This is a genomic window from Streptomyces shenzhenensis (assembly GCF_003688995.1).
GTDB classification, from domain to species: domain Bacteria; phylum Actinomycetota; class Actinomycetes; order Streptomycetales; family Streptomycetaceae; genus Streptomyces; species Streptomyces shenzhenensis_A.
This window is the reverse complement of record NZ_PENI01000006.1, coordinates 53,087-74,372: the sequence shown is the minus strand read 5'-3', so window position 1 is coordinate 74,372 and position 21,286 is coordinate 53,087. Positions and strand designations below refer to the sequence as shown.

27 protein-coding genes are annotated in these 21,286 nt (G+C 69.8%); 12 read left to right on the top strand and 15 right to left on the bottom strand.

Annotated elements, in window-relative coordinates; all coding sequences use genetic code 11:
• Window positions 1-8: 8 nt before the first annotated feature.
• Genes CTZ28_RS12020 through dapA form a run of 5 tightly spaced genes read right to left on the bottom strand, consistent with a single transcriptional unit; the run spans window position 9 to window position 4,600 of the window.
• Entirely contained in the window at window positions 9-1,184 is a 1,176-nt protein-coding gene (locus CTZ28_RS12020; protein WP_121889324.1) for an acyl-CoA dehydrogenase family protein, read from the bottom strand.
• Window positions 1,184-1,834 (bottom strand): flavin reductase family protein, encoded by a 651-nt coding sequence (locus CTZ28_RS12015; RefSeq protein WP_121889323.1) that lies wholly within the window; start codon window positions 1,832-1,834, stop codon window positions 1,184-1,186. The genes CTZ28_RS12020 and CTZ28_RS12015 overlap by 1 nt, the downstream gene beginning before the upstream one ends.
• Window positions 1,831-2,982, bottom strand: coding sequence for a CaiB/BaiF CoA transferase family protein (locus CTZ28_RS12010; protein WP_121889322.1), 1,152 nt, complete (start codon window positions 2,980-2,982; stop codon window positions 1,831-1,833). Before CTZ28_RS12010 ends, CTZ28_RS12015 begins: the two co-directional genes overlap by 4 nt.
• Window positions 2,979-3,695, bottom strand: a complete 717-nt coding sequence (locus CTZ28_RS12005; RefSeq protein WP_121889321.1) for an RraA family protein — start codon at window positions 3,693-3,695, stop codon at window positions 2,979-2,981. Before CTZ28_RS12005 ends, CTZ28_RS12010 begins: the two co-directional genes overlap by 4 nt.
• Window positions 3,692-4,600: a 4-hydroxy-tetrahydrodipicolinate synthase gene (gene dapA / locus CTZ28_RS12000; RefSeq protein WP_121889320.1), complete on the bottom strand. Its 909-nt coding sequence runs from the start codon at window positions 4,598-4,600 to the stop codon at window positions 3,692-3,694. Before dapA ends, CTZ28_RS12005 begins: the two co-directional genes overlap by 4 nt.
• A 77-nt stretch (window positions 4,601-4,677) precedes the next feature.
• Here dapA and CTZ28_RS11995 point away from each other — a divergent pair, with 77 nt between their 5' ends.
• Window positions 4,678-5,595 carry a LysR family transcriptional regulator gene (locus tag CTZ28_RS11995; protein ID WP_121889319.1) on the top strand — a complete coding sequence of 306 codons (918 nt, stop codon included), beginning with the start codon at window positions 4,678-4,680 and terminating at the stop codon, window positions 5,593-5,595.
• Here CTZ28_RS11995 and CTZ28_RS11990 read toward each other — a convergent pair.
• Genes CTZ28_RS11990 through CTZ28_RS46950 form a run of 3 tightly spaced genes read right to left on the bottom strand, consistent with a single transcriptional unit; the run spans window position 5,582 to window position 8,136 of the window.
• Window positions 5,582-6,922 (bottom strand): MFS transporter, encoded by a 1,341-nt coding sequence (locus tag CTZ28_RS11990; protein ID WP_147481139.1) that lies wholly within the window; start codon window positions 6,920-6,922, stop codon window positions 5,582-5,584. The two genes, CTZ28_RS11995 and CTZ28_RS11990, sit on opposite strands and share 14 nt — an antisense overlap.
• Window positions 6,912-7,802 carry an amidohydrolase family protein gene (locus CTZ28_RS11985; RefSeq protein WP_121889317.1) on the bottom strand — a complete coding sequence of 297 codons (891 nt, stop codon included), beginning with the start codon at window positions 7,800-7,802 and terminating at the stop codon, window positions 6,912-6,914. The genes CTZ28_RS11990 and CTZ28_RS11985 overlap by 11 nt, the downstream gene beginning before the upstream one ends.
• Window positions 7,795-8,136 carry a RidA family protein gene (locus CTZ28_RS46950; RefSeq protein ID WP_183154362.1) on the bottom strand — a complete coding sequence of 114 codons (342 nt, stop codon included), beginning with the start codon at window positions 8,134-8,136 and terminating at the stop codon, window positions 7,795-7,797. Before CTZ28_RS46950 ends, CTZ28_RS11985 begins: the two co-directional genes overlap by 8 nt.
• Window positions 8,137-8,418: 282 nt before the next feature.
• Here CTZ28_RS46950 and CTZ28_RS11975 point away from each other — a divergent pair, with 282 nt between their 5' ends.
• From CTZ28_RS11975 to CTZ28_RS11960, 4 genes are read left to right on the top strand one after another with little or no spacing between them, the layout of a single operon-like run.
• Entirely contained in the window at window positions 8,419-9,267 is an 849-nt protein-coding gene (locus CTZ28_RS11975; RefSeq protein WP_121889315.1) for a helix-turn-helix domain-containing protein, read from the top strand.
• Window positions 9,254-9,418, top strand: a complete 165-nt coding sequence (locus tag CTZ28_RS11970) for a DUF397 domain-containing protein (protein WP_310887604.1) — start codon at window positions 9,254-9,256, stop codon at window positions 9,416-9,418. Before CTZ28_RS11975 ends, CTZ28_RS11970 begins: the two co-directional genes overlap by 14 nt.
• 32 nt (window positions 9,419-9,450) lie before the next feature.
• A complete protein-coding gene (locus CTZ28_RS11965) occupies window positions 9,451-9,642 on the top strand; it encodes a DUF397 domain-containing protein (protein ID WP_121889313.1) in 192 nt (63 codons plus the stop codon).
• A gap of 33 nt (window positions 9,643-9,675) precedes the next feature.
• Window positions 9,676-9,867 carry a DUF397 domain-containing protein gene (locus CTZ28_RS11960; RefSeq protein WP_121889312.1) on the top strand — a complete coding sequence of 64 codons (192 nt, stop codon included), beginning with the start codon at window positions 9,676-9,678 and terminating at the stop codon, window positions 9,865-9,867.
• Between the two features lie 50 nt (window positions 9,868-9,917).
• Here CTZ28_RS11960 and CTZ28_RS11955 read toward each other — a convergent pair whose 3' ends face one another.
• Window positions 9,918-10,565: a TetR/AcrR family transcriptional regulator gene (locus CTZ28_RS11955; protein ID WP_121889311.1), complete on the bottom strand. Its 648-nt coding sequence runs from the start codon at window positions 10,563-10,565 to the stop codon at window positions 9,918-9,920.
• A gap of 224 nt (window positions 10,566-10,789) precedes the next feature.
• Here CTZ28_RS11955 and CTZ28_RS11950 point away from each other — a divergent pair, with 224 nt between their 5' ends.
• Together CTZ28_RS11950 and CTZ28_RS11945 are read left to right on the top strand one after the other, a co-directional pair.
• Window positions 10,790-11,167: a PadR family transcriptional regulator gene (locus tag CTZ28_RS11950; protein ID WP_398655766.1), complete on the top strand. Its 378-nt coding sequence runs from the start codon at window positions 10,790-10,792 to the stop codon at window positions 11,165-11,167.
• Complete coding sequence (locus CTZ28_RS11945; RefSeq protein ID WP_121889309.1) at window positions 11,164-12,099, top strand: hypothetical protein; 936 nt, start codon at window positions 11,164-11,166, stop codon at window positions 12,097-12,099. Before CTZ28_RS11950 ends, CTZ28_RS11945 begins: the two co-directional genes overlap by 4 nt.
• Window positions 12,100-12,216: 117 nt before the next feature.
• On the opposite strand, the gene tgmC is transcribed toward CTZ28_RS11945, so the two are convergent.
• The 5 genes from tgmC to CTZ28_RS11925 all read right to left on the bottom strand — a co-directional run bounded on the left by tgmC (window position 12,217) and on the right by CTZ28_RS11925 (window position 15,512).
• Entirely contained in the window at window positions 12,217-13,398 is a 1,182-nt protein-coding gene (tgmC, locus tag CTZ28_RS11940) for an ATP-grasp peptide maturase system methyltransferase (RefSeq protein WP_121889308.1), read from the bottom strand.
• Complete coding sequence (gene tgmB / locus CTZ28_RS11935) at window positions 13,395-14,357, bottom strand: ATP-grasp ribosomal peptide maturase (RefSeq protein WP_121889307.1); 963 nt, start codon at window positions 14,355-14,357, stop codon at window positions 13,395-13,397. The genes tgmC and tgmB overlap by 4 nt, the downstream gene beginning before the upstream one ends.
• Window positions 14,357-14,626 (bottom strand): putative ATP-grasp-modified RiPP, encoded by a 270-nt coding sequence (gene tgmA / locus CTZ28_RS11930; RefSeq protein WP_259471563.1) that lies wholly within the window; start codon window positions 14,624-14,626, stop codon window positions 14,357-14,359. The genes tgmB and tgmA overlap by 1 nt, the downstream gene beginning before the upstream one ends.
• Before the next feature lie 290 nt (window positions 14,627-14,916).
• Window positions 14,917-15,081, bottom strand: a complete 165-nt coding sequence (locus CTZ28_RS46945) for a hypothetical protein (protein ID WP_183154361.1) — start codon at window positions 15,079-15,081, stop codon at window positions 14,917-14,919.
• A complete protein-coding gene (locus tag CTZ28_RS11925) occupies window positions 15,081-15,512 on the bottom strand; it encodes an ATP-binding protein (protein ID WP_259471562.1) in 432 nt (143 codons plus the stop codon). Before CTZ28_RS11925 ends, CTZ28_RS46945 begins: the two co-directional genes overlap by 1 nt.
• A 278-nt stretch (window positions 15,513-15,790) precedes the next feature.
• Between CTZ28_RS11925 and CTZ28_RS11920 the strand changes: the two genes are divergently transcribed.
• From CTZ28_RS11920 to CTZ28_RS11905, 4 genes are all read left to right on the top strand, one after another.
• A complete protein-coding gene (locus CTZ28_RS11920; protein WP_259471561.1) occupies window positions 15,791-17,014 on the top strand; it encodes a helix-turn-helix domain-containing protein in 1,224 nt (407 codons plus the stop codon).
• Window positions 17,011-17,532: an NUDIX domain-containing protein gene (locus CTZ28_RS11915; RefSeq protein ID WP_121889303.1), complete on the top strand. Its 522-nt coding sequence runs from the start codon at window positions 17,011-17,013 to the stop codon at window positions 17,530-17,532. Before CTZ28_RS11920 ends, CTZ28_RS11915 begins: the two co-directional genes overlap by 4 nt.
• Window positions 17,533-17,548: 16 nt before the next feature.
• Window positions 17,549-17,839, top strand: coding sequence for a gamma-glutamylcyclotransferase family protein (locus tag CTZ28_RS11910; RefSeq protein WP_121889302.1), 291 nt, complete (start codon window positions 17,549-17,551; stop codon window positions 17,837-17,839).
• Between the two features lie 220 nt (window positions 17,840-18,059).
• A complete protein-coding gene (locus CTZ28_RS11905) occupies window positions 18,060-18,488 on the top strand; it encodes a pyridoxamine 5'-phosphate oxidase family protein (protein WP_121889301.1) in 429 nt (142 codons plus the stop codon).
• A 111-nt stretch (window positions 18,489-18,599) separates the two neighbouring features.
• Here the strand turns inward: CTZ28_RS11905 and CTZ28_RS11900 are convergent, their stop codons facing one another.
• Complete coding sequence (locus CTZ28_RS11900) at window positions 18,600-19,268, bottom strand: hypothetical protein (protein WP_310887603.1); 669 nt, start codon at window positions 19,266-19,268, stop codon at window positions 18,600-18,602.
• A 655-nt stretch (window positions 19,269-19,923) separates the two neighbouring features.
• Here CTZ28_RS11900 and CTZ28_RS11885 point away from each other — a divergent pair.
• Window positions 19,924-21,267 carry a helix-turn-helix domain-containing protein gene (locus tag CTZ28_RS11885; protein WP_121889298.1) on the top strand — a complete coding sequence of 448 codons (1,344 nt, stop codon included), beginning with the start codon at window positions 19,924-19,926 and terminating at the stop codon, window positions 21,265-21,267.
• The last annotated feature ends 19 nt before the right edge of the window (window positions 21,268-21,286 follow it).

Below are 21,286 nucleotides of genomic sequence, written 5' to 3'. Positions count from 1 at the left end.
TTCCTGGCTCAGCCCGTGAACGCGGAAAGCCCGGTCAGCTTCCTGCCGACCGTGAGCAGGTGGATCTCGGACGTCCCCTCATAGGTGAGGACCGACTCCAGGTTGGCGGAGTGACGCAGCGGCGAGTACTCGGTGGTGATGCCGCTTCCGCCGAGGATCGTCCGGCACTCCCGGGCGGTGGCGATCGCCTCGCGGACGTTGTTCAGTTTGCCGACGCTGATCTGCTCCGGCCGCAGCGTCCCGGCGTCCTTGAGCCGGCCCAGGTGCAGGGCCAGGAGGGCGCTGGTGTTCACCGACAGGGCCCGGTCGGTCAGCTTCTGCTGCGTCAACTGGAACGCACCGATGGGACGGCCGAACTGGATGCGGGTGGTGGCGTACTCGAGCGCGGCCTGCAGCGAGTCCCTGGCCGCACCGACGGCACCGAAGAGGATGCCGTAGCGGGCTTCGTTGAGACAGGACAGCGGACCGCGCAGGCCCTCCGCCAGGGGAAGGCGCGCGGAGTCCGGGAGACGGACGTCGTCGAGGATGAGCTCGGAGGTGACCGAGGCCCTCAGGGAGAGCTTGTTCTTGATGTCGCGGGTCGTGAATCCGGGAGTGCCGCGCGGCACCAGGAATCCGCGGATGCCGCTGTCGGTCTGCGCCCATACCGTCGCCACGTCGGCGATTCCCCCGTTGGTGATCCACATCTTGGTGCCGTTGAGGATCCAGTCGCCGCCGTCGCGTACCGCACGGGTGCGCATGTGCGCGGGGTCGCTGCCGTGGTCGGGCTCGGTGAGGCCGAAGCAGCCGATCGCCTGTCCGGCGGCCAGCCGGGGCAGCCACTCCTGCTTCTGCTCCTCGGAGCCGAACCGCCAGACGGAGAACATCGACAGGGAGCCCTGTACGGAGACGAAGCTGCGCAGGCCGCTGTCGACGGCCTCCAGCTCCATGCAGGCCAGGCCGTATTCGACGGCGCTGGTGCCGGCGCATCCGTAGCCTTGCAGGTGCATGCCGAGCAGGCCCAGCTTGCCGAGTTCGGGGACGAGTTCGCGGGGGAACGTGCCGGAGTCGAACCACTCCGGCACGGACGGCCGTACCCGGTCGGCGAGGAAGCCGGCGACGGTGGACTGGATGTCGCGTTCGGTGTCGGACAGGGAGGAACGCAGGTCGAGCAGGTCGAGCGGGTCGGTGAGGGGCGTGGTCATCAGTCCGCCTTCGTGGTGCGCGTGGGATGGGGGAGCGTGGATTTGGGGGTCTGTCCGACGGGCGTCATCCGGGTGATGCGGCCGAGGCCGGCGTAGGCCGGTCCGGCCAGGCGGGCGATCGGGGCGAGCTGTGCCGTGTCGACCTTCCCGTCGGTCAGCAGCCCGCCGCGGATGTGGAAGGCGAGTACGGTGCCGACGATGAATTCGCTGCCGGTCCGTCCGTACGCGGTGGCCGAGTGCAGCCGGCATTCGAGTGCGATCGGCGGGTCGGCGAGCCGAGGCACACCGACGCGTTCGGACGCGACGGTGGGCAGGCCGAGCAGCCCCGCCTCGTCCACCTCGGGCGGGTGCTCGACCGCGCTGAGATGTACGTCCTCGATCATCGACTCGTCGGGGAGGTGGACCACGAACTCGCCGGTCCCGTGGATGTTGCGGCCGGTGTCCTTGAGTGCTCCGTCCTTCCGCCCGACGTTGATGCCGATCATGGGCGGGGCGCTGGACACGAAGGTGAAGCAGCTGAACGGGGCGAGGTTCATGACGCCGTCGGCCGACCGGGTGGTGACCCAGGCGATGGGCCGTGGGACGACCACACCGGTGAGCAGCCGGTAGGTCTGCTCCGGCGTCATCGACTCGGGCAGGACGGTGGTCATCGGTCCGACTCCTCTCGTCCGGTGGCCAGCCAGCGGGTGACCTCCTCGGTGTGCTCGCCGAGCCCGGGCGGTGGCAGGCGGTAGGACGGCGGAGTCCTGTCCAGGCGGATCGGGTTGGCGACCAGGTCCTGGCCGTCGAGGTGCACCCGCGGGGCGAGGCCCAGCCGCTCGGCGAGCCCGAAGGCCTCCGCGAGGTCGTTCACCGGCCCGCACGGCACCCCGTGCGGAGTGAGCAGCTCGCACCACTCGTCGGCGGAACGGGCCGACAAGCGGGTGCCCAGGAGGTCGGCCAGGTCGTCGACGTGGGCGACCCGTGCCGTGTTGGTGACGAACCGGTCGTCGTCCGCCAGCTCGGGCGAGCCCAGCACCGTGACCAGACTGCGGAACTGGCGGTCCGTGCCGACCGCCAGGACGATCGGCCGGTCCGCGGCCGCGAAGACCTCGTAGGGCGCGATGGAGGGATGCCGGTTGCCCAGGATGCCCGGGACCACGCCGGTCATGGTGTGGGCGCCGGCCTGGTTGACCATGCTGGACAGCAGGGTCGACAGGAGGTCGACCTCCACCAGCTGCCCGCGGCCGGTGCTGTCGCGGTATCGCAGCGCGGCCAGCACACCGATGCCCGCGTGCAGCCCGCACAGGACGTCGACCAGGGCCACACCGACCTTCGTCGGCTGTCCAGGACCGGGCCCCGTCACGCTCATCAGCCCGCCCGCCGCCTGGACCAGCAGGTCGTAACCGGGCATCGCGGCTCCGGGCCCGGAGCCGAACCCCGACAGCGAACAGTAGACGAGGCCCGGATTGCCCGGCCGCAGGGCCGCCTCGTCCAGGCCCAGGCGTGCCATGGTCCCGGGCCGGAAGTTCTCGATCAGTACGTCCGCCCGGCCGGCGAGTTCCCGTGCCGCGGAGCGTCCCTCCTCGGTTGCCAGGTCGAGGACCACCGAGCGCTTGTTGCGGTTGACCGACAAGTTGTAGGTGGCCGCCCCGTGATGGTGGGGCGGCCCCCAGGCTCGGGTGTCGTCCCCGGTGCCGGGCCGCTCGACCTTGACGATGTCGGCACCGAGGTCTCCGAGCAGCATGGTCAGGTAGGGGGCCGCGAGGACCCTGCTGAAGTCGGCGACCAGCAGCCCGTCGAGTGGACCGTCGCTCATCGCCGGGCCGCCCGATACTCGGCGCGCACCTCGGCCGACGGCGGATACACCCCGTGCAAGGGCGCCCCGGCGCGGACCTTCTCGCCGATGAACTCCTCCAACTGCTCCTGTTCTGCGGCGTCCCGGGCCACCTCGTCGGCCATCGCACGCGGGATGACGATGACGCCGTCGTCGTCTCCCACGAGGACATCGCCCGGGAAGACGGCCACCGAACCGCAGCCGACGGGCACGTCCTGCTCGATGATGCGGAGGAACGCCCGGCTGACGTTGGCCGTCGTGCCGGCGGAGTAGCACGGCAGCGCCACGGCCGACACCGCCGCGCCGTCCCGGATGCCGGCGTCGGTGACCAGGCCGCGGGCCCCCCGCACACGCAGGCGCTCGACGAGGATGTCACCGCCGGTGGCGGTCCGGTTCTCGCCGCGGCCGTCGATCACCAGCACCGCGCCGGCCGGGGTCGACTCGATCACGTCGAACAGCGACAGACCCGGGACCGGGCGCGAGCCGGGCCACAGACCGTCGAGGTCCTCGCGTGACGGGATCGTGCGGGCCGTCCACGCCGCCCCGACCATCCGGCGGCCGGGGGCGACCGGTCCGACGCCGGCGACGAACTGGTCGCGCAGCCCGCGGGCCAGCAGCTGGCTGGCGACGGTCGCCGTGCTCACCGAGCCGAGGAGTTCCGTGACCGCGTCCGTGACCGGCTTCCACTCGCTCATCGCGCGTCCCCCAGCAGGCCCCAGGACGCGGCGGCCTTGCGCACTCGCTCCTGTCCGGCCGCCGAGAGCGGCGCCAGCGGGGCACGCAGCGCCGGTCCGATGGAACCGGCCTGCGACATGAGCCACTTGACGGCGGTCGGGTTGGTCTCGGTCAGGACGACGTCGTTGAGGTCGAGAAGCCGGAAGTGCAGGGCGCGTGCCTCGTCCCAGTCGCCCTCGGCCACCGCCTCGTACATGCGGGCGATCTCGCGCGGCACCAGGTTGGCGGTGACGCTGATGAAGCCCGCGCCGCCGATGGCGAGGAGCGGGAAACATAGGGCTTCGAGGCCGGAGAACAGCAGGAAGTCCGGGCCCGTCTCGCGCAGTACGAAGTTGGCGTGCGCGAAGTCCGGGCTGGCCTCCTTCATGCCGATGATGTTCGGGACGTCGCGGTGCAGCCGGCCCACCGTCTCGGGGGCCATCTCGACACCTGTCCGCGACGGGATGTTGTAGATGAGGATCGGGATGTCGACGGCCTCCGCGACCGCGCTGTACCAGGCGTACAGGCCCTGCTGCGTCGGGCGGGCGTAGTAGGGCACGATGACGAGAGCGGCGTCCGCGCCCAACTCGGCGGCGCGCCGGGTGATGGCGATGGTCTCGGGCAGCTGGTGGGTCCCGGTGCCCGGGACGAACGGCAGTCTGCCGTCGAGCGTCTCGGCCGCGACATCGAGCAGGTGCAGGCGCTCGTCGAGGGTGAGCGCTCCCGGCTCACCCGTCGTACCGGTCACCGAGATCCCGTGGCTGCCCTGCGTGACGTGGTGCTCGATCAGCCTGCGCACGGTGGGTGTGTCGATCGACCCGTCGTCGTGGAACGGGGTGACCAGCGGGACGATCGAGCCTCGCAGCCGGGACGTGACGTCGGACATGTCGGCCTCCTTCGGTCGGACAGCGTCGGCCCGCCAAGGGGACGGGGTGCCGACAGCGCTGTTGATACGGTCGGTGTGTGGATGTGGATCTGGCTGTTCTGCGGTCGTTCGCCGTGCTGGCCGAGGAACTGCACTTCGCCAGGGCGGCGGAGCGGCTGCACATCGAGCAGCCGGCACTCAGCCAGCGGATCAAGCGACTGGAACGGCGGATGGGGGTCCAACTGCTGGTGCGTGACACGCGCAATGTGCGCCTGTCGCCCGCCGGCCGGGATTTCACCGCCGACGTCGCCAAGGTGCTGCAGCTCTTCGACGAGGCCGTCGCACGTGCCCAGGAGACCGCCGCGGGGGAACGCGGCACCGTGCGCATCACCTACACGCTCAGCGTGGGTTACGAGACGCTGCCGGTCCTGGTCGGCCACATGGAGCAGGCGCTGCCCCATCTCACGTTCCAGGCCGTGGAGGCATGGGAGTCGGACGTCCTGGAGTCCCTGCGACGACGTCAGTGCGATGTCGGACTGGTCCGGTACGACCCGGTCGACGACGAACTCGTCTCGCTGCTGCTGCGGTGTGAACGCCTCGTCATCGCCATGCCCGAGACGCATCCGCTGGCCGGCCGCGACAGCGTTCACCTGGCGGAGTTGCGCGGTGAGCGGTTCGTGACCACCCCGTCCTCGCTGGCGCCGGGATACCAGGCCATGGTCGACGGCATCTTCGCCGAGGCGGGCTATGTGCCCGAGGCCGTGCGGAACACCGTGCCCGGCAGCCGACTGATGGCCGTGCAGCGGCAGACGGCGTCCGTCGCGCTCCTTGCGGCATCCGCGCAGCTCAGCCGGCTTCCGGATATCGCGTTCGTGCCGGTGGCCGATGACTTCGCGATGCTTCCGGTGCGTCTGGTCCATCGTGCGGACGCTCCTGAGGTGGTCTGTCTGCTCGCTGACGTCCTCCAGCGGGAAGCGCGGCGACAGGGCTGGCTCGGGCCGGTCACGCCGCGCTGAGCGCACCACGTGTCTCCTCGGCGCGCAGCACGAGAACGAGGAACCCGAGCGTGATGACCGCGGCGCTCACCGCCAGCACCGGGATGACGGCGTCCAGGCCGCCGCTGACGCCGGTGATCACCGTTGGCAGCAGCCCGCTCAGGCCGTATCCGACGCTCCAGGAGAACGCGGTCGCGGTCGACCGGATCTCCGTGGGGAACAGCTCGTTCACGAAGATGATCAAGGGTGCGCTGATCGCCCCGGACGCCATCACCATCACGGCGCCGCACACCAGCAGGACCCACTCCGCGGGCCGTGCCTGCATCACCAGGTACAGCCCGGGGATCAGGACCAGGCAGGCGACCCCGGAGGCCAGGAAGACGCGGCGCCGGCCGACGCGCTGGCTCGCATGGCCGCAGACCGCGGCGATGGCAGCCGACAGCGACACATTGATGATCAGGAAGGTGCTCGCGGCGTCCTGGGACAGGCCGAGGACCTGCTTGTACACCGTCGGCAGGATTCCGGTCGTCAGGTAGTAGGGGGCGGAGGCGGTGAAGACGATGGCCGCCGTCACCATCACCAGCTTGCGCCACCGGGCCGAGAACAGGGCCCGGACGGGGGTGGCAGTCGGCTCCCGGCCGCCGGAGGCGCCGCTCCCCGCCTGCCTCGCGAGCCACGCCGGCGACTCCTCCACGTGCCGGAGCACCAGGTAGTTCCCCAGGGAACCCACCAGCGCGAAGACGAACAGGGCCCGCCATCCCCAGGCGGCGAACTCCTCCTGTCCCAGCACCGCGATCAGGACGATGACCAGAAGGTTGATCACCACTACGGCGAGACTTCCGCCACCGCCTTTGATCAGGCCCGCGGCCATGCCACGCCACCGTTCGGGCAACGACTCGGTGGCCAGGGTGTGGGTCGAGGCGGTGATCCCACCGACGAACAGTCCCTGCACGACGCGCAGCACCAGCAGCAGCACCGGTGCCACGACACCGATCACGCCGATGCCGGGCAGGAAGCCCATCGCGGCGGTGAAGACACCCGCGCCGAGGACCGAGATCGTCATCGCCCGGCGTCGGCCGGCCCGATCCGCGAGCGAGCCGAAGACCAGCGCCCCGACGGGCCGGACGACCAGGCTCACCGCGAAGGCCGCGTAGGTGGCCGTGAGGCTCAGCAACGGGCTGTCGGAGGGGAAGAACGACTCGGAGACGTAGGACGCGACGTGCAGGATGACCAGCAGGTCGTACATGTCGACCGACCAGCCGACGACGGCCACGCCCAGCGCCTTCCAGTCGCTCGACGACAGCCGGTCCTCCTGCACTGCTGGGCCGGACTTGAGTTCACTCGCCACGTATGCCCCCGTCCTCGAAACAGAAGAGGTGGTGGGGGTTGGTGACGAGGATCTGCTCGCGCACCGCCGGGTCGGGCGCGTAGCGGGACAGCAGATCCATCAGGTCACCGTCGTTGGGGACCGGGCCTGCGTGCAGCGGGTGCGGCCAGTCGGTGGCCCACAGCACCCGGTCCGGGGCCCGGTCGATGTACTCGCGGGCGTAGACCGTGGCGTCGTCCCACGGATAGCCGGCCACGGAACGGCGGTCCCCGTTCGACAGCATGACCCACCAGTTGCCCCGCCGGAGCAGATCCGTGATGTGCCGGAAGTGCGGGTCGTCGAGCCCGAGCCCGTACTGCAGCGGCCCCATGTGGTCGATGACGACGTCCGCCTCCAGGTCCTCGAGCAGCGGCGTCACCTCCCAGGGGTCGATGCCGTTCATGTGCAGCTTGAGGTGCCATCCCAGCGGCACCACCCGCTCGGCCGTCCGGCGCACCTCGTCCGGTGTCGGCAGGGCGTTCTTCAGCTTGGGGTGGAAGTTGAAGCGCGCGCCACGTACTCCGGCCTCGTGCATGCGGGCCAGGTGGTCGTCGTCGACGCTGTCGTTGACGACGCCGCAGCCCCGGTAGCCCGGGCCCGCGATGTGCAGTGCTTCGATCAGCGCGTCGTGGTCGGTGCCGTAGACCGTGGACTGGACGATGACTCCGCGCTCGATCCCGAGCATCTTGTGCATGTCGAGCATCGCCTCCACCGTGGCGTCGTGCACCACGTAGGCGGCGTCCGGCCTGGTCGGGAAGCGATCGGGGGCACCGAATATATGGGTCTGGCTGTCACATGCGAGAGCGGGAGTCGGCTGGGCGGGTTCCCGCGTGGCGGCATCGAAGTGGGCGTAGTCAGGCATCACGATCTCCGTCGACGGTGAGCACTGCGAGCACCTCGCACTGCACCAGAATGTGCGGCTGGGTCGTGCCGACCGTCACCTGACGGGCGGGCCGGCTCGACGGATCAGGGAACAGGGAGCACCACTGCTCGTTGAGTTCCTTGCGGTGGGCGGGCTCGGCGATGCGGATCGAGAACTTGGCGACGTCGTCGAGCGAGCCGCCCTCCGCCTCCAGGAGGGCGGCCACGCGGTCGAACATCACGCGCGCCTGCTCCGCCATGCCGGGCGGAAAGTCCGCTGGAGCGGAGCCTCGGCCGCCACCGTGGATCGCGCCGGTGACGAGCAGATCGCCCACGCGGCACGCTGCCGGGACCGGGTTCTCGTGCGAGAAACCCTCTAGATGAACGCTGCGCCTTTTCACACGGACTCCTTTGTCCAAGGGGCAGTTGGCGTTCCTCGACGGTATGTAGCCACCCCGGGCGGACCAAGTGAATGTCGGAGCCGATTGATGCATCAGATGCATCAATCGGAGGGCGGCAGCCTCTGGCTGGGCCTCCTCGGGCACGGACTGCTCCCGTGTAGGTCGGTTTTGTGATTTCCCCCACGTCGGCGGAGTCGTTCGGTTACGCTCAGCTACATGGCCCAGATCCGTGAACTCGACCCGAGTGCATCGCCGTTGGACTACTTCGGCTACGAGCTGCGCCGAAAACGCGAGGAAGCGGGGCTGACGCAGAAGGAACTCGGCGGCATCGTCTTCTGCACGGGCTCACTGATCGGCCAGATCGAGACCACGCTGAAGGTACCGACGCGGGAGTTCGCCGAACGGGTGGACGCGGCCCTCATGACCGACGGTTGCTTTTCGCGGCTGGTGGGCCTGGTCCTTCGTAGCCAACTCCCGCATTGGTTCCAGCCGTACGCGGAGATGGAGGCGAAGGCCGGCTACATCTCCACCTATCAGTGCCAGTTGGTATACGGGCTGCTCCAGACCCCGCGGTACGCGGCAGCCATGTTGGGCATCGACAATCAGGACCGGCTTGAGGAGAGGGTCGCGGCCAGGATGGAGCGGCAGCGCATCCTGAAGCGTGAGCAGTCGCCTGTGCTATGGGTGGTCATGGACGAGTCCGTGCTGCTTCAAGCGGTCGGTGGCCGTGCGGTGATGCGCGAACAACTCGCGCATCTGTTGACCCTCCGGGACAAGCCGTGGGTGCACCTCCAGGTGCTGCCGTTCGAGGTCGGGGCACATACGGGCATGAGGGGCGCGTTCACACTGCTGCGTTTCGACAGTGACCCCGATTTGCACTACTTCGAGGGTTACGACCAGGGGCACATGACGGCCAATCCGCAAGTAATCAGGGAGCGTTCGGTCGGTTACGCTCGTTTGCAGGCCACTGCCCTCTCTCCGGAGGACTCGGCCGACCTGATCGCTGGCGTGATGGAGGACCGTTATGGAGACCAGTCGGCAGACGAAGGCTGTGACGTGGCGTAAGTCCAGTTACAGCGGCCCCGATGGCGGTGAGTGCGTCGAGGTCGCTGACCTTGACCACGAGGTCGCCGTCCGTGACTCCAAGGACCCGGGGGCGGGGCAGTTCGCCGTCGCTCCGGGGACCTGGGCCGCGTTTCTGCGCGAACTCAAGTGACCTTGAGCGACCCCATGTGATGGAGGGACGCTATGGAGAACGGTCAGCCGCCGAGGACTGTGCGGTGGCGCAAGTCGTCGTACACCGGAAACACCGGCGGTGAATGCGTTGAGGTCGCCAACCTCACCGCGTTCGTCGCTGTCCGTGACTCGAAGAACCCCGAGGCCGGGCGGCTCGCCGTCGCCGCGGGCACCTGGACCGCGTTTCTGCACCATCTCAAGTAGACCTTCAGCGACCCCACGCGATGGAGGAACGCTATGGAGAACGGTCAGCAACTGAGTACCGTGACGTGGCACAAGGCGTCGTACAGCGGCAGCAACGGCGGTCAATGCGTCGAGGTCGCCAACCTCACCGCGCTCGTCGCCGTCCGTGACTCCAAGTACCCCGAGGCGGGACGCGTTGCCGTCGCGCCGCAGGCATGGGGTGCCTTCCTGCACGACCTCAAGTGACGTAACCACGGAGGGGCACGGCCAACTGGTCGTGCCCCTTTCCGCGTCGGTCAACGCCCCGTGCGCAACGGCTGTGCCGCCGTGAGGTAACGGGTGAGCATCGCCACGAGTTCGTTCTCCAGCCGACCGGCATCCACGGCCATGGGCGCGGCGATGAGCATGTGGACGACGTGCTCGATCGTGGAGACGAGCAACTGGGCCGCCGTCTGCTTGTCGTCGACCCGGACCTCCGGGTGGTGTTCGAGCAACTCGCGGGCGTGGGCGACTCTTTCCGTCTGGATCTGCTCGATCTTTTCGAACAGTTCCGGGGAGCGGGGCGCCTCGGCCATGACGCGCAGCAGCTGCGGATCGTCGCGATGGTTGGCGATCGCGGTATGCACTTGACCGCGGAGGATCTCTTCGAGGGGACCGGGAACCCCCTCCTCGTCATAGCCGGCGGCAGCCATGGCGGCGGCCGTCCCGGCGTCGAGGTGGCGGGTCAGCATCTCGATCAGGATCGCGTCCTTGTTCGGGTAGTACTGGTACAGCGAGCCGATCGAGATCCTGGCCTGCTCGGCGATCCGGTTGGTGGTCCCCGCCGCATAGCCGTACTCGGCGAAAACGTGAGCAGCGGCGGTGAGGATGCGCTGCCGGGTGAGCTCCGCGCGGGCCTGTCGTGGCTGTTTACGTGGTTGAAGTCCGTGGTTTCCCGATGCCATGACGCCTCCTCGGCGGCCCCGCGAAAGCGGGTTTCCAGGACCTGAATCATTGCTCACAATAGTGCCATGAGCTGCGGCGGAGCGATCGTTGGCCGCTACCGGCAGCCACGCTGCGGGTCAACGGCCACGCCTACGCCACCGACGAGCCCGATGTCCAGCCGGTGCCCAGGGCGTTCGCACGCGCTTCAGCCCCGGCTGACCTCTCTGACGTATCGGCTACCCGTATGTATCGGCTGCCGGTATATGCTGCGCGTGTGACTCATCAACCCCTTCGGGAGCCAACTCTCCTGATCCTGACGGCACTTGCCGGCCGCCCGCAGCACGGCTACAGCCTCATGCAGGATGTCGACGCCATCTCGCAGGGCCGCGTACGCCTTCGCGCCGGCACGCTCTACGGCGCTCTGGACCGCCTCCTCAAGGAGGAGCTCATCCGGGTCGAGGAGGAGGTGGTCGTCGAGGGACGACTGCGCCGCACCTACGCCCTGACCGAGGCCGGGTCCCAGGTGCTCGCCGCGGAGGCCGAGCGGCTGCGGTCCACGGCCGACGAGGCCACCCGTCGGCTCGCCGTCACCTTCCCCCGACTGCACGGAGCGACCGGATGAGCGACATGACCACGCACTGGACGACCCGCCTCTATCCGGGGGCCTACCGGCGTGCGTTCGCCCAGGAGGTCAGCGCCGTCATCGCCGATGTCGAGGCGGAGCGGGGCCGGTGGGCGGGAGCGCTTGAGAAGTCCGCGGTCATCGGCCACGCGCTGCGCCTGCGGACGCGCCTCGATTCGGCCCGCCCGGCCGGCCACCTGCTGGCACGCGCCGTGCCCGTCCTGGTTGCCGTCACCGCGCCCTTGAGCCTGTCGCTCCTCATCGCCTGGTGCGTTCCCTCACGGCCCCACGCGGACCGGCTCCTGTACGCGCCTGCCGCCTACGCGCCCTGGTGCGCCGTCCTGTTCTTCACCCTGATCGCCCGCTGGTCCGCCGCGCGCATCGGCGCCGGCCTCGCGCTGCTCGGCGCCCTCGCGTCCCTGCCGCTGGTGCGCTGGCTGCACGGCGCCGAAGGGTTCGCGCAGGAGTGGAAGACGCTCGTCGGCCTGGCGGTGGCCGCCCTCCTCGTCCTGCTCGCTCCTCCTGACCTTCCCCCGGTGGGCAACGGTGCCCGCTGGACCGTGGCCCTGGTCGGACTGGCCCTGGCGGTTCCGCTGACCGCCACGGCCGTCATGACCTTCGGCGGGCCGCAGGAGGAGTACCTGGTCCAGTTCGATCCGCGCGACTCCTACCTCTCGATCGTGCCCCAGATCCTGATTCTGCCCACCGCGATCGCCGTGGCCCGCTCCCGCCGCGCTGTCGCGTCGGCCCTCTCCCTCATGGCGGCCCTCCCCCTCGCGCTCGCACTCAGCGCCCAGCTGACGGAACTCCAGCGAGGCGCCTTCCCCTGGTGGGCCCTGTCGTCCTCCACCGCCGGCCTACTAGCCCTGCCCCTGCACGGCACGCGGCTGCTTCAGGCCCGACGCCGCGCCACTCGCCGCGCGCGTCCCTGACGGGCCGTCACGGGGTGCGGGCCTGACCCTCTGCGTATCGGCGCCGGTGCTGGCACACGCGGGTGGGCGGGGAACCGTCGTCTCAGGAGCCTCCGGCTGCGGATCGCGGCCGGGGTCTCAGGCCAGCCGGTGTTCCCAGCGCAAGGCCGGCTTGTCGCCGATCCAGTAGGCATGTGCCTTGGGGGTGACTTCCAGGCGAACCGCGCTGATGTCGGGCTCTCCGGCTTCCTGCCAGGCTGTCACGGCGCCTTCGATCGTGTCCCAGATTGCGACGGGGCCGCCCTGGCGTACCGTCCACTCCCCGCCGTCCTGCGTGAGGGCTGCGAAGGATTCCCGGCCGGTGTCGAACAGGTACACCGTCTCTCGGCCGTCGCTGCTGTGCGCGCGTACGAACTGGGCGCCGGGGGTGGCGAGCTGGGCGAGGAACGCGGGCATCCACTGTTCCAGGACCGCGGGTGACAGGGCCGTGTTCCGCTCGGTGTCGGCATAGGCGGCACGGGCCGCGAGGTCTCCGGAGAGGGGAACGGAGGCTTCGGCGCGGGCCGGCATGAACGATGACCGGTCGATGATGCGGCCCTCGGCCGTGCCGTCCTCCTTGACCGTGAGTTTTGCCAGGCCAGTTCCGTACGACCACGCGCCGGGGCCGATGGTGGCCAGGATGATTCCGCCGGGCTTGGTCTGCCTCACCCACGTGTACGGGATGCGGCGTACCGCACAGGTGGCGATGAGCCTGTCATAGGGCGCGCGGCGCGGGTTGCCGAGGAGACCGTCACCGGTCACGGTCCAGGTGGAGAACCCAGCCTTCTCCAGGGCGGCATCCGCCGTGGCGGCGACCTCGGGATCTACCTCAACGGTGGTGACATTGTCCTCGCCGAGCCGGTGACACATGAGGGCGGTTGAGTAGCCGGTGCCGGTGCCGATCTCTGCCGTGTTGTGGCCGTCCCCGACGTCGAGGGCTTCGAGCATCCCGACGACGGTTGCGGGCACGGTGGATGAGGAGGTGGGGAAGCCTGGTACGGGCTCGGTGGCCTGGTCGGGGGTCAGGTGGCCGTCGAGTTGGGTGACCAGGGACTCGTCTCTGTAGGCGATCTCCACCCACTCGTGCGGGCTGACGCTGTCGGGGGTGACCGGCCGCCACAGGCCGGTGTCGTCGTCGGGGAGGAACACCCCAAAGGAGAGGAAGAGTTCCCGGGGAACGGCTTCGACGGCTGCCCTCCATGCCGGGCTGCTCAGGTGCTCCTGCTCGGTGAGGCGGTCGGCGAGGGCCTTCCGCTCTGGTGTGGTGTCGGGAAGGTTCACGGTGCGGCTCCTTGCTCCAGGAGGTCAGCGAACGCGGCGGTGATCGGCAATCCGGTCTTGTCTTCGAGCCACCCCCATTGGCCGTTCGGGTTCAGCTCAAGCCAGTGGAGGCGCCCGTCACGGTCTATGGCCAGGTCGAAGCTGCCGGAGGCGAGACCGAAGTGTTCCAGATAGGCGATCAGTGCCTTGTCCATGCCGTCGGGTAGCGCGGCGACTTGGTAGGTGAGCGCGTCGTAGTCGGCGCGCCAGTCCAACAGGCCCGAGTCAATACGGACCGGGAACACCTGGTCGCCGGCCACCACGACGCGCAGATCGGCGACCTTGTCCACGCGGGCCTGGAACAGGTGCGGGACGACGCTCACGCTCTCGTCGACCTCGTCCGCGGTGACGGGCTCGGCCCATGTCGTCAGTCCCACGCCGTCCGCCCGCCGGTAGGGGGTCCACCGAAGCGCTTTGTAGATCACTTGATCGTGGGCGGCGATGAACGCGCGGACGTCGCCCAAGTCGTTGGAGATCAGCGTGGGCGGCACCGTCAGCCCGAACCGTTCGGCGGCGGCGAGTTGCAGCGGCTTGTGTTCGGCCGTGTGGTTGCGAAGCGGATGGTTTACGTAGCGGCAGTTCGGCAGTGCGTACAGGGTGCCGCCGAGGCCGTGACGGACCTGGGCTGCGGCATACCGGGCGTCGGCGTCGTCCAGGTGATCGAAGTGGGGCCAGGTTGGGCGACGCCAGTACACAGCCCGCACTCCTTCCAGGCTGGTGGCCCTGGAAGGAGTGCGGAGGTGTCCCGCCGGTGAGGCGGTGTCGGCGCCGAACCGGGCCGAGAACAACAGGTGATCTCCAACGTCGGAGGGGTCGAACCGTACGACGGGCACGCCCCGCTCATTGAGTTCGGTGATCACCATGTCGGCGGTGATGTCGTCGACTTCGGTGACGACTGCAACCGGTCCGGGCTCGGTCATCAGTCCTGCTCGCTGTCCTGGTCGTGGTCGGTGTCGTTGCGGCTGTCCTGGTTGGTGGACTGCGGGTTGGTCTCGGTTCCCTTGCTGGTGCCGTGCTTGCCCATCTCGACGATGCCGCCGTGTTCGTCGCGGAAGACAGTGGTCTGGGTGGCGGGGTCAACCGCGGCGGTGGTGTAGCCGGGCTGGTAGGTGCTCGGGTACGGGCGCATCCGGCTGATGCCCCACGGGCGTACGGCCGTGAGCTGATCAGGAGCGGTGCACGATGTCACGGGTTCTCCTTCGTCGATCCTTCTCGTGGACCCTGCCGGGGCCAGCATGGCGTCAACTTCTCGGCCCCGGCAGGGGGCATGCCCGCCCTGGGGAGCAGAAGGGGCGGGTGGCCGTGGGCACCTTTCGGGGCGAGGCGCCCGGTGTCCCGTGCGCGGCCGTCTTGCCGAGGCCACCCGCGCGCGGGAGTCGTGGTCCGTCCCTGACGGGTGGTCCGGAGGGGGAGCGGCCCGGCCCGGGACGGAACTCCTCCGGCGGCGGGGTCTACGGCGGAGCACCCCGCCGCCGGGGCTCAAAGGTCGCCGTCCGCGTACAGGAGCAGAGCGGCCACGAAGGCGGTGACGGCGGCGATGCAGAGCCCCTGGGTGAGAACCTGCCACCACCCGAACCGGCGCCTGCCCCGGCCCGGCAGACGGGCAGCGTTCTTCAGCGCCTCGTTCAACCCATCGAGGCGCATCAGGGGGCTGCCTTGAGCTCTGCCCATACGCGCTTGCCCCAGGGCCTCAAGCGCGGTCCGAGCATGTCATAGCCCCACCGGTCCGCGGCGTCGTCGACCAGGAGCAGACCGCGGCCGGTGGCATCGTCCGGGCCAGGAGTACGGAGTTTGGGTGTCCGCTGGGGTGCGCGGTCGACGACAGTGAGACACACCCTGTCGTCGGCCGGGCGCTCCACGAAGACCCGGAGCGAGGGGCCCCACGCATGGAGCACGGCATTGGTGACGAGTTCCGACATCACCAACTCGGCCGCTGTGGCGAGATGGTCCATGCCCCAGGTGGCTACGGCAGCGCGTGCCAGGCTGCGGGCCGTCTGAACGGTCTCCTCCGCGCGGGGAAGGGCCTTGCTGTAGCCGGGAGGTCCTGTCGGTCTGGATCGCGTTGCGGTCGCCATGGTCATTGTCAATGCCTTGGTCGGGGCGGAGGGGGAAGCCCCGCCCGCGTGCCTCGGGAAAGAAACCTGCGGGCGGGACAGCCGACGGGGAGACGTTCACGGGTGCATCCCTCGTGGCTGGCAGTCAGTCAACGACGCCCGGGACGGGTGGGGGGACTCCAGAAGGTGACTCCAAGACGGAGTCACCGCACACATTGGACATAGCATCAAGTCACCGCTACTCGGGGGAGCTGTAGATGAGCCATCAGCCACCGGACCCGCGAGTGATCGTTTCCGGCATGCTCGGGGATGAACGTCTGCTGCGCGCTCTGGCCGACCGGGACATGGGCACCGTGTTCCGCATGCTCAACAGCCGGGGTGTGAGTACACGGCGGCTCGCCGCCGCAGTCGACATCACACAGGGGCGGCTCTACGACTACATGAATGGCAAGAGCCGGGTGGAGAAACTGACCCTGTTCGAGCAGATTGCTGACGCCTTCCACATCCCGGGGCACTTACTGGGGCTGGCCCGCCGGTCATGGGAACCTGCCGCCGTCGTGACGGAGCACCAGCGAACGGGCCATCCGCCACCGGACGGTGACGATCTCGCGGCCATGGACCACTTCCGCAACGCGGACCGGCAGACCGGCGGCGGCCGTCTGTACGGGGCCGTGGTGCGGCATCTATCGGACCGGGTGGCGCCCCGGCTCGTCGACACGGCGAGCAGTCCGCAGGTGTTCGCAGCGGCGGCGGCCTTGACGGAGATGGCCGGCTGGATGGCCCACGACTCCGGACAGGATGACCTCGCCGGGCGGCACTTGGCGCGCGCTCTGCCCCTGGCCCGCACCTCCGGTGACCTCCCCCTGGCCGCCCATGTCGCCGCGAGCAGCAGCCATCTCGCGCTTCAGACCGGTGATCCGGTGGCGGCCGTCGAGTGGGCGCGCACCGGGCTTGAACTCGCCACGCAAGGGCCGCGGATTCCGGCGCTGACCGCGCGGCTGCACACGATGCAGGCCCGCGCCCTGGCCGCCGCCGAGCAGCACGCCCCGGCCGCCCGGGCGCTCGAAGCGGCACAGCGGGACCTTGAAGGCGGCGCAGACGCTGAGCATCCATGGCTGAGCCCGTTCGACGCCGCCGCCCTGGCGAGCGAGTCCGCGCTGATCCTCCGCGACCTGGAACGGCTCGACGACGCCCTACAACATGCCGAACAGGCCGTCGCCCTGCGGGAGACCGGGCGGGCGCGGTCGCTGGCACTGAGCCAGATCAGCCTTGTGGAGATCCAAGTGCGCCGCAGGGAGCTGGACGCCGCCGTGCACGCCGCACACGCGCTGCTGAGCACGAGCCCAACCCTGGGGTCCATCCGGGTCGTCCAGCAGCTCGACGAGTTGCGCCACCTGCTGGAGCAGCACAAGGCGTATCGGCCGGTGCCTGAGTACCTGGTGCGCTTCGACGATGCGCGCAGGGCCAGAATGCTCCTCCTGGCCGATCTGATCCCGCCATCACCGGGAGGCACCCCCGCATGAGGCCCACCGCACCTGACCCCGGCGACACAGACGCCTGGAACGCCTACCTTGCCGAAGGCAACGCCAAGCAGGCCCGCAAGCGCGTTGCGGCTGACGTCCTACTGCGTGATCCGGCCGGGCGCGTACTCCTCGTGAACCCCACCTACAAACCGGACTGGGACTTGCCGGGAGGCATGGCGGAGGCGAACGAGCCGCCCGAGGAGACCGTAGGCCGCGAGCTCCTCGAAGAGCTGGGGCTGAAGATCACGGTGCGCGGGCTGCTCGTGGTGGACTGGGTCGCGCCGCACGGTCCATGGGATGACCAGATCGCGTTCGTTTTCGACGGCGGCACGCTGCCCCAGGACCAGGCCGACCGGCTGTACCCACGGGACGGAGAGCTTGCCGAGATCGCGTTCGTCGAGTCGGAAGAGGCCGGCGCCCGGCTCGGTGAACGCGTCCGGCGCCGCTTCACGGCCTCCATGACCGCTCTCACGGCGGGACGCCCGCTCTACCTCCGCGACGGCGTACCAACACCCTGAAGGGAAGACACACAGAGTGGACGCACAGACCGCCGGCCGCAGGGACCGGCTTTCACTCGGTCCCGACGTGCTGTTCTGCTACGGCACGCTCCAGTTCGACGCCGTACTCGGGGCCCTGTTGGGGCGCATACTCGCCCGGCGTCCTGCCTCTGCGCCTGGGTGGCGCGCTGCCGTGCTGGAGGGACGCGTCTACCCCGGGCTGGTCGTCTCCGCGCCCGGCGGCGCGGCAGCCGGCGTGCTGCTCACCGACCTCAACCGCGAGGCGCTCGCTCCCCGGCTGGCCGCAGGCTTACCCAAGGACGAGTAGTCGTCACTGAACACGTCCACCTCAGCGAGACTGGACGACGAGGCCGGACGAATACACAGGCAATCCGGCTTCCTGCCCATGGGATGGTCCGAGCGGGCCGTGTTCAATCGGCGTCATGACCAACGACACCACCCTCGCCCTCGGCGCGCCGTTCTGGACGAGTCGGTGCCTTGGTCCATGACCTCGGGATCAATCCCCCCTGCCCCCTGGAAGGATCGTGATGACTGCCGACGCCAGTTCGCTGACCGCCGAGGATCTGGAGTTTCTCCGGCGGCCCCTGTACGGGTTCCTGTCCGTGGCCGCGGGGCCGCTTCCGCCGGAGCCCCGGCCGGTGTGGTTCGAGGCCACCGACGCGGGCACGCTCCAGCTGTTCACCGGCCCGGACACGCTCAAGGTGCGGCGCCTGCGCCGCGACCCCCGCGCCTCGATCGTCGTCGCCGCCCCCGTCGGTGAACGCGAGCGCTGGATTTCGGTCGCCGGCCGCACCACGGTGGAACCCGACGGAGCACACGACCTGTGCGCCCGCCTGGCCGCCCGCTACTGGAACCTCGACGACCCGGCCCGCGCCGACGAACTCGCCGCGATGCTGGCCGCGGACCAGGTCCGACTCGTCATCCACCCGCAGACCGTGCGCCGCTACCTGAACTGACCTCGGCGACAACCGATGCGGGTTCGGGGATGCAGAAGGCCCGCCTGGGGCTGCTCGGCAGGCAGAGGACACCGCGGCCCGACCGGATCCGGGCACGGCTCGGGGACCTACTCAGCCGCCGATGCCGCTCAGGTCCAACAGCTCGTCATCGTCCGGCGGATCCACCTTCAAGGGCTCCTCGAAGGCGCTGAACGTGGTTGTGGTGCGGAAGTCGGTGCCCTTGTAGTCGACCTTGAGCAGGTAGGGCTTGCCCTCTGTGGCGACGTGGAACGTGTAGGTGCCGCCCTTGTCCTCCACGTCGGTCACCACCAGCGCGATGGCCGGGCGGCCGTCGACCTCGGTCGGTTCGCTCTTCTTCGCCTTGCCGAACGCGTCGAACGGCCAGGTGCAGTCGGAAAGCCCGTCGCCAGGCACCGACTCACTGGACGACTTCTTGACCCAGCGGTCCTGCTCCGCCGCACTCGGCGTTTTCTGCCCCGACCACTGATCGAGGTAGGCGCGGTTCGGCCGGATGTAGTCCGTCTCTCCGATCCGGATCTGATCGAGCGCGGCGCCTGATTCCCAGGACGACTTGAATGTGCAGGTGGTCTTGAGGTCGGTCGTCAGAAGGGTGGTGGAATGTTCCCCGTCGGTGACGGTGGTTTCCCCGTTGATGGTCACCGACGTGAGCGACTTCATGGTCTTGTACGCGTCGTCGAGCAACTGCTGGGCGGAGCGCTCGTCCGTTGCGGCGTCGCCCGAACAGCCGGTCACTGTGGCGCCGAGCGTCAGGCAGGCCACCGTGGCCGTGACAACGGTCGAGATCTTTCCCATGGGGCCCCCAAGGTCATGGACATGATCCAATGCAGGCAGAGAGCCTACTTGAACACCGTCTCTCCGATCGATCAGCTTCGTCGTGAACGCTGAGGGATCCGACTGCTCCCCTCGGCTGTCCGACGGACATGACGGACGCGGAGTGGGCCGAGGTCCGGCCGCTGCTGCCGGTGCCGGCCTGGCCCCAGGGGCGGGGCGGGCAGCCCGGGGGCTACGGCCACCGCGCGATGCTCGATGCGGAAGCACCGGTCCTATCCCGACCAGCGGAAACGCAGCGATCACGCCCGGAAAGACAACAGCTTCTCAGCGTGGCGGTGACTGCTGCGTGACCGTCGGGGGTGGGGTCTCCTGGGCCGCCCGGGCCGGACCTGCGTTCGCGGCGGTGATCAGGGCAGCCGCCGCCAGTACGGCCGCGGCCAGGCCGCGCGCGGGGGCGGTACCCCAGAGCGAACGGAGCCGGAGGTGGGGGAATGTGGGGCGTCCGTAACGCGCGGATGAACGTCCGAGCACGGCTACCTCGCAACATCAGCGGCGTATTAAACATGCTTAACCCGCCGTTTAACCTAGGGGCTGCAGGAGCCTAACGGCAAGGGGTACCGGGGCAAGCTGGGGGAGCCGCAGGATGCAGGAGCGAGACGATCCGGAGACCGTCGGACGGCGGGTGCAACAGCTGCGCACCGCCCGCGGGCTGACGCAGCGCCAGCTGGCCGAACCCGCGTACACGCCCGCCTATATCTCGACCCTGGAAGCCGGGCGGGTGCGCGCCTCGGACGAGGCGCTGCGGCACATCGCAGGGCGGCTCGGCGTCGCCTTCGAGGAACTGGCCATCGGACGGCCCGCGCACCTCGCGACCGATCTGCGGCTGCGGCTCACCGAGGCGCAGCGCACCCTGGCCACCGGCGCGGCCGAGGAGGCGGCCGCCCAGTACACCGCCCTGTACGCCGAGGCCGAGACCCATGGGCTGGCGCACGAGCAGGCCACCGCCCTGCTCGGACTCGGCGAGTGCGCCCTGGACACCGGCGAGCTGACCGAGGCGCGGCAGTACTTCGAGCGGGCCGAGGACCACATGGCCGGGGAACCGCTGCCGGTCCGGGTGCCCGCCGTCCGCGGACGCGCCGTCGCCCACTACCTGGCCGGTGAACTCCGGTACGCCGTCTATCTGCTGGAGTCCACCCTGGACGAGCTGAACCGGGGCGGGCTGCACGACCCCGACGCCCTGCTGCTGCTCTACGCCAGCGTCATCGGCCCCTATATGGACATGGGCGCCCAGGCCCGCGCCGCCCAGGCCGCCGAGTTCGCCCTCGCGCTCGCCCCGCAGGTCGCCGACCCCGCGCTGGTCGCCCGTATGCACCGCTCCGTCGCCCGCACCCTGCTCGCCGAGGGCCGGGTCGCCGAGGCCGACGCCTCGCTGGCCAAGGCCGTCGAGCTGTACCGGCAGCTGCAGATCCGCACCGAACTCGCCAACTGCCACTGGATGCGCGGCTATGTGTACGCCCAGGACGGCGAACTGGAGCGCGCCGAGGCCGAGTTGCGCCAGGCCCTGACGATGCTCTCCGCCACGCGCGCGGCCCTCTACAGCAGTCAGGTCGCCGTCGAACTCGCCGACGTGCTGCACCGGCGCGGCAAGTCGCAGGAGGCGGCCGAGCTGCTGCACGACGTGCTCGGCGACCTCTCCTCGGAGCGCGGCGCCGTGCACTCGGCCGGGGCGCACCGGCTGCTCGGCATCATCGCCGAGGACGCCCGGGAGACGGAGGCCGCCGAGGAGCACTACGTGCGCGCGCTGAGCCTGCTGGAGCGGGCCGGGGCCGCCGGTGACCTCGCCGACCTGTGCCGGCTCCTCGGTGATCTGCTGCGCCGGACCGGGCGGGTGGAGGCCGCGCTGGACGCCTACCGGACGGGCCTCGGACACCGTACGGCCCCGGGCACCACCACGCTCGGACCGGCGCCCGCACAGCCGCCCCTGTGACCGGCCAGGGGCGGCTCCT